This window comes from Pseudonocardia pini (assembly GCF_013870575.1).
GTDB classification, from domain to species: Bacteria; Actinomycetota; Actinomycetes; order Mycobacteriales; family Pseudonocardiaceae; genus Pseudonocardia; species Pseudonocardia pini.
The window spans coordinates 1-6,187 of record NZ_JACBXB010000304.1; the positions used below are offsets into that span (position 1 = coordinate 1).

Here is a 6,187-nt window from a genome sequence, read left to right on the forward strand (position 1 = left end):
GGCGGCGGCGGGCCAGAGCGCGGTGACGGCCCGCAGGGTGGTCGTCTTGCCCGTTCCCGCGGCGCCCACGACGTCCGCGAGCAGTGGGGCGTCGGGATCAGCGGCGAGCGCGGCGAGCAGCGGCCCGGCCGCGGGCAGACCGTCCCTAGTGGACCCGAGCATGGTGTGACACCCCCTCCGCGGCCCCCCGACCGCGGAGGTCGAGAGTAGGGCCCACGGGGTGGGCGATGGTCGTCCGCGACGAACCGTCCAACGGCTTGAACCGGAAAGAGTGACGGGGTGAGGTGGGGTTTGCTGGGTGCTGGGGTGTTGCACGGGCGGGGTGTTGCACGGGCGGGGTGTTGCACGGGCGGGGTGTTGCACGGGCGGGGTGTTGCACGGGCGGGGTGTTGCACGTTTCGTGCTCTCAGCGCTGCATGATCACGATCTGCGTGCACTCAGCGCTGCTACGGCGCCATGATCGCGAGCTGTGTGCTCCCAGCGCGATGTCGACAGCACTGAACGCACCCAACCACCGATCTTGCCGCGCTGAGAGCACGAAACGTGCGATCTTGATTAACGGCACCGGCCCCACGAACGCCCCGCCGCCGAGATCACCCGTTGCGCATGCACGATCGGTCGCAGCGTGTCGCCAGCGCGACAGCCAGCCGAGATCGCACGTTTCGTGCTCTCAGCGCTGCATGATCACGATCTGCGTGCACTCAGCGCTGCCACCACCCCATGATCGCGAGCTACGTGCTCTCAGCGCGGCGCCAACAGCACTGACAGCACCCAACCACCGATCTTGCCGCGCTGAGAGCACGAAACGCGCGAACTCAGTCAGCGAACCGGACCCACAGGATCAACCGTCTGATCCACCTCAGCACCCCCGGTACCCAGGAGGCGCTGCCACGCGGAGTGGTCGACCGTGTCCGGGACCGCCTCGGTGTTCCCCGACGCCAGGCTGTCGACGGCGCGCTCGGCGTCCGAACCCTCCCCACGCTCGACCGTGCGGGCGAGGACGGGCCACGACTCGCCGCCGAGGATGCCGTTGGGCTCCTCGGCACCGGTGGCCACCTGGAACTCGGTGAGGGCGGCGGCGGTGGCGGGGGTGAAGCGGCCGTCGGTCTTGACCGCCACCCCGGCGTCTCGCAGGAGGTACTGCGCGGCCAGCACCTGCTCGCCGCTGTCGCCCTGGCGGAGCAGCGGCCAGCTCGCCTTGACCTCACCGCCCTCGATGCGCTGCCCCAGAACCCCCGCGACCTCGGAGCGCAGCCGCGGGAGCATGCCGTAGAGGCGGTCCCCGGGGCAGATCGTGTTCTTGAAGTCGCGGTGCCCGTAGAGCTCCGTCGGCGCGATGCCGTACTGCCCACAGATGTACGCGCAGGTGGCCCGCAGCGAGTCCCAGAGGGCGCCGGGCGGGTCCTGGTCGATGTAGATGCCCTCGTTCTCGATCCCGACGGCCACCACGTTCTGCCCCGTGCAGTGCGCGCCCTCGACCTGCTGCCTGCCGCCGCGCAGCACCTCCAGCGACCGGTGCCGCCCCTCCAGCACGAACCCGCCGCGGCTGATCGTGAAGTGCTGGCCGGTGTCCAGCCAGCCCCGGGCGTCCATGTGGAAGTTCTGGATCGAGCGGGCCACCGCGTCCGCCGCGCCGCGGCTGGTGTCCGCCACGTTGGGCGACGCCGTGTGGTGCACGAGGATCTTCACCGGCCGCTGGTTCCACACCGGCACGACGGCGCTGTTCGGGCGGGCTCCCCAGCCTCCACAGTCGACGATGTCCGGCCCGCCCTCGAGGACCCCCGCACGGCGCCCGGCGTCTCGACCGGCTCCCGCACCCGGCTGGGCGAGCGCCACCCCGGGCGCGGCCAGGAGGGCACCCGCGGACACGCCGCCCAGCACGAACCCCCGCCGCGTCACGCCGAGTCGCCCCATGATCGCCCCCTGCCCCCTCGGATCACCCGTGCGGAACCACACGAGTCACTTCCGACCCCGGGAACCCTCTCGCCCCACACGCTCCGTGCACAACTCCAGAACCCGAAGGTGTGAGGACCTTGCCGAAGTTACTGACGAGTAATATCCTGGGTCCAGGCGATTACCCGTCGGTAGGAAGGAGCGCCGCGATGGGGCACTACAAGAGCAACGTGCGTGACCTCGAGTTCAACCTCTTCGAGGTGTTCTCCGTGCAGGACAAGCTGGGGAGCGGGGTGTTCGAGGGCGTCGACCTCGACACCGCCAAGGGCATCCTGTCCGAGCTGAACGTCCTGGCCACGGGGCCGCTGGCCGAGTCCTTCGCCGACGCGGACCGCAACCCGCCGGTCTTCGACCCGAAGAACCACTCGGCCACGCTGCCGCAGTCCTTCAAGGACTCCTACAAGGCCCTGTGGGACGGCGAGTGGTACCGGCTGTCCCTGCCCGTCGAGCTGGGCGGCTTCGGCGTGCCCCCGTCGGTGCAGTGGGCCGCCGCCGAGCTGATCCTCGGCGCCAACCCCGCGCTGTACATGTACATGGCGGGCCCGAACTTCGCCTCGATCGTCCACGCCAACGGCACCCCGGAGCAGCAGCGCTGGGCCGAGCTCATGATCGACAAGGGCTGGGGCGCCACCATGGTGCTCACCGAGCCCGACGCGGGCTCCGACGTCGGCGCGGGCCGCACCAAGGCCGTCCTGCAGGAGGACGGCTCCTGGCACGTCGAGGGCGTGAAGCGCTTCATCACCTCCGGCGACCAGGACATGACCGAGAACATCATGCACCTGGTGCTGGCCCGTCCCGAGGCACCCGGTGTGGAGCCGAGGCCCGGCACCAAGGGCCTCTCGCTGTTCCTCGTGCCGAAGTTCCACTTCGACTCGGAGACCGGCGCACTGGGCGAGCGCAACGGCGCCTTCGTCACGAACGTCGAGCACAAGATGGGGCTCAAGGTCTCCACGACCACCGAGCTCACCTTCGGTGCCCACGGCGTGCCCGCGAAGGGCTGGCTGCTCGGCGAGGTGCACGACGGCATCGCCCAGATGTTCCAGGTCATCGAGTACGCCCGGATGATGGTCGGCACCAAGGCGATCGCCACGCTGTCCACCGGCTACCTGAACGCGCTGGAGTACGCCAAGGAGCGCGTGCAGGGCTCCGACCTGACCCGGCAGACGGACAAGACCGCGCCGCGCGTCACCATCACCCACCACCCGGACGTCCGGCGCTCGCTGATGCTGCAGAAGGCCTACGCCGAGGGCATGCGCGCGCTCTACCTCTACACCGGCACCGTGCAGGACACCATCCGGCAGGGCGGGGACACCGAGGCCGCGGAGGCGGTCAACGACCTGCTGCTCCCGATCGTCAAGGGCGTCGGGTCGGAGCGGGCCTCGGAGCAGCTCGTCCAGTCGCTGCAGACGCTCGGCGGGTCCGGCTTCCTGCAGGACTACCCGATCGAGCAGTACATCCGGGACGCGAAGATCGACTCGCTGTACGAGGGCACCACGGCGATCCAGTCGCTGGACCTCGTCTTCCGCAAGATCGTGCGGAACAACGGCGCGGCGCTGACGGCCGTCGCCGGCGAGATCCAGCGGTTCCTGGCGAACGAGACCGGCAACGGTCGGCTGAAGGAGGAGCGAGCCTTCCTCGCGACCGCCCTCGCCGACGTCCAGGGCATGCTCGGCTCGCTGACCGGCTACCTGTTCGCCGCGCGTCAGGACCCGAAGGAGCTCTACAAGGTCGGCCAGCACAGCGTCCGGTTCCTGATGGCGGTCGGCGACCTGCTCATCGGGTGGCTGCTGCTGCGGCAGGCGGACGTCGCGCAGAACGCCCTCGCCGGCGAGGTCTCGGCCAAGGACCAGTCGTTCTACGAGGGCAAGGTGGCCGTGGCGAGGTTCTTCGCCCGCACCGTCCTCCCGCGCCTGACCAGCGACAAGGCGGTCGTCGAGGCTGCGGACAACGCCCTCATGGAGCTCGACGAAGCCTCGTTCTGACCTCGTGAGCGGCGATGGTCGCCATAGCGACCATCGCCGCTCACAGGGTTACTGGGCGATGTAGGACTCGAGCTGCTGGCGCTCCTGCTCGAGAGCGTCGATGCGGGCCTTGACGAGGTCGCCGATGGACACGATCCCGGCCAGCTCACCGTCGACCAGGACGGGGAGGTGGCGGACGCGGCGGGTCGTCATGACCCTGGCGAGGTCCGCGGCGCTGTCGTCCGGCGAGCAGGTGGCGAGGTCGGTCGTCATGATCTCGTCCACGGTCGCGTCGAGGACCGCGGCGCCGCGGTCGTGCAGCCGCCGCACGACGTCTCGCTCCGACACCATCCCGATCAGCGCACCCGCCCGCACCACCGGCAGGGCGCCGTAGTTCCCCTGGGCCAGCAGCCCCAGCAGCTCGGCCACGGTGGCCTCCGGCCCTACCGTCGCCACCGTGTGGCCCTTGGTCCGCAGCACGTCCGCTATCCGCATGCGACTCCCCGATCGTCGACTTCGTTGTCGCCGTCGAGGGTAAGCAGCGTGAGCCGGGTCACGCCATGGCTGAGCGCGGCCTTACTGGCAGACGACCGTGGGGACGGGGTTGTACCGCACCGTGCGGGTCTTGCGGGTGACCTCGCCGGTCTCCACGTTCCGCATCACGCGGGTGTCGGTGGCGGTGAAGCCGGGCGACCCCCGCCCCGCGACGCAGCTCGGCCCGGCCGGGAGCGTGAGCGTCTGCGGCTCGGTCGGGTTGGTCCGCGGGCCGGTCTCCGACGTGACCTCGTACCGCTTGGTGCCGAACATCTTCACGGTGAGGTTCGACGGCGTCCAGATCGTCTGGATGAGCACGCCCGTGGGGCCGTCGTTGCGGAACTTGAGGTCGATGATGTCGTCGAACACCGTGGCCTCCCGGGCGACCGGGTAGCGCCCGATGTAGAAGCTGTGCTCCTTGTGCTCGACGTCCACCATGCCCGCGAAGTACGCGGCGTTGTACAGCGTGGTGGCGACCTGCGAGACACCGCCGCCGACGCCGCGCGCCGAGTGCCCGTTCTCGATGATCCCGGCCTCGACGTACCCGTTCGCCGCGTTCCGCGGGTTGGTGAGGGCGTTGAGGCTGAACGTCTCGCCCGGCTCGACGATCGTGCCGTTGACCTGCTCGGCCGCCCGGCGGATGTTCCGCCCGGAGTCCGCGGCGAACCCGCCGGTGGTGAACGTGCTGATCTCGCCAGTGATGCCGAGGGCGTTCAGCTGCTCGGTGGTCAGCTTCGCGGGCTGGTCCGCGTAGACCGCCGTGAGCGTGCGGGTGCCGCTACCGGTCAACACCGGGACGAGGCCCTCGAAGGTCTTGTCGTAGTCGACGCCGCGCCCGTCCTGCGAGGGCACGACGACGGGGGCGCCGGTGGAGAAGTCCAGCGTCGCGTCCCGGCCGGGCTTCTCGGTGGAGGCCAGCTGCGGGGTCGCGACCTCCTTCAGCGCCTCGTTGTTGATCTCCGGGACGAGCTTGGGGCTGGCCGCCGCGTCGGCGCGGAAGGTGAGCGCGGCCGCGATGTTCGCCGGGGTCAGGGTCGCCGTGGCACCCTCGCCCTGCAGGGTGACCGGGGCACTGACGGCGGGTGTGGCGACCTGCTGGACCGCCTCCTGCACGTCCTGGTCCGTGGTGATGGTCGGCTGGGTGATCAGCGGCAGCGCGACGGGGGACCCGGAGGCCCAGTCCCGCTCCAGTACGCCGACCGCCGTCCGCAGGTCCAGCTCCTGGCCGGGCACGGGCGGGACCCCGACCGGGGTGGTGCCGTCGAAACGGACCGTCCCCTCGACGGGCGCCTTGTCGACGACCGGCTTGACCTGCTCCAACGCCGTGAGCACCGACCGCTCGTCCGCCGTGTTCACCACGCCGACCTCGCGGGTGGTGAAGAACGAGGTGACCCGCGTGACCGGGTTCAGCGGCTGGGCACCGGCCTGGTCGATGGTGGTCTGGTAGTCGACCTCGAGGCCCGCGGCCTTGGGGTCGATCTGGCTCTGCACCTCGCCCGCGGTGACCTGCACGGGCAGCGACGACCGGGGCTCGATCTCGGTCTGCAGCCGCTGGCGCGCCTCGGCCTTGGACAGCCCGCCGAGTTCCAGCCCGGCGACGGTGACGCCCCGGGGCACGTTGCCCGCGGACAGCACCAGGTCGGCGACGTAGAGGATCGCGAGGACCGCGACCAGGCCCGCCACGATCAGCAGCGGCCGCTTCCGGCCGCGCTTCGGGATGTCCCCGGTGGGCGCGCCGG

Annotated in this window: 4 protein-coding genes; 1 reads left to right on the plus strand and 3 read right to left on the minus strand. The window is 70.6% G+C overall.

Going from position 1 to position 6,187, the window contains the following annotated elements; all coding sequences use genetic code 11:
• Positions 1-819: 819 nt before the first annotated feature.
• Entirely contained in the window at positions 820-1,899 is a 1,080-nt protein-coding gene (locus H5J29_RS17635) for a peptidoglycan recognition protein family protein (RefSeq protein ID WP_220187565.1), read from the minus strand.
• Between the two features lie 203 nt (positions 1,900-2,102).
• Between H5J29_RS17635 and H5J29_RS17640 the strand changes: the two genes are divergently transcribed.
• On the plus strand, positions 2,103-3,935 hold the full coding sequence (locus H5J29_RS17640; protein WP_181782050.1) for an acyl-CoA dehydrogenase: 1,833 nt from the start codon (positions 2,103-2,105) through the stop codon (positions 3,933-3,935).
• A 48-nt stretch (positions 3,936-3,983) separates the two neighbouring features.
• Here H5J29_RS17640 and H5J29_RS17645 read toward each other — a convergent pair whose 3' ends face one another.
• Positions 3,984-4,409: a CBS domain-containing protein gene (locus H5J29_RS17645; RefSeq protein WP_181782051.1), complete on the minus strand. Its 426-nt coding sequence runs from the start codon at positions 4,407-4,409 to the stop codon at positions 3,984-3,986.
• 81 nt (positions 4,410-4,490) lie between these two features.
• Positions 4,491-6,187, minus strand: a 1,697-nt coding sequence (locus H5J29_RS17650) for a VanW family protein (RefSeq protein WP_220187566.1), incomplete at its 5' end; no start/stop codon positions are given.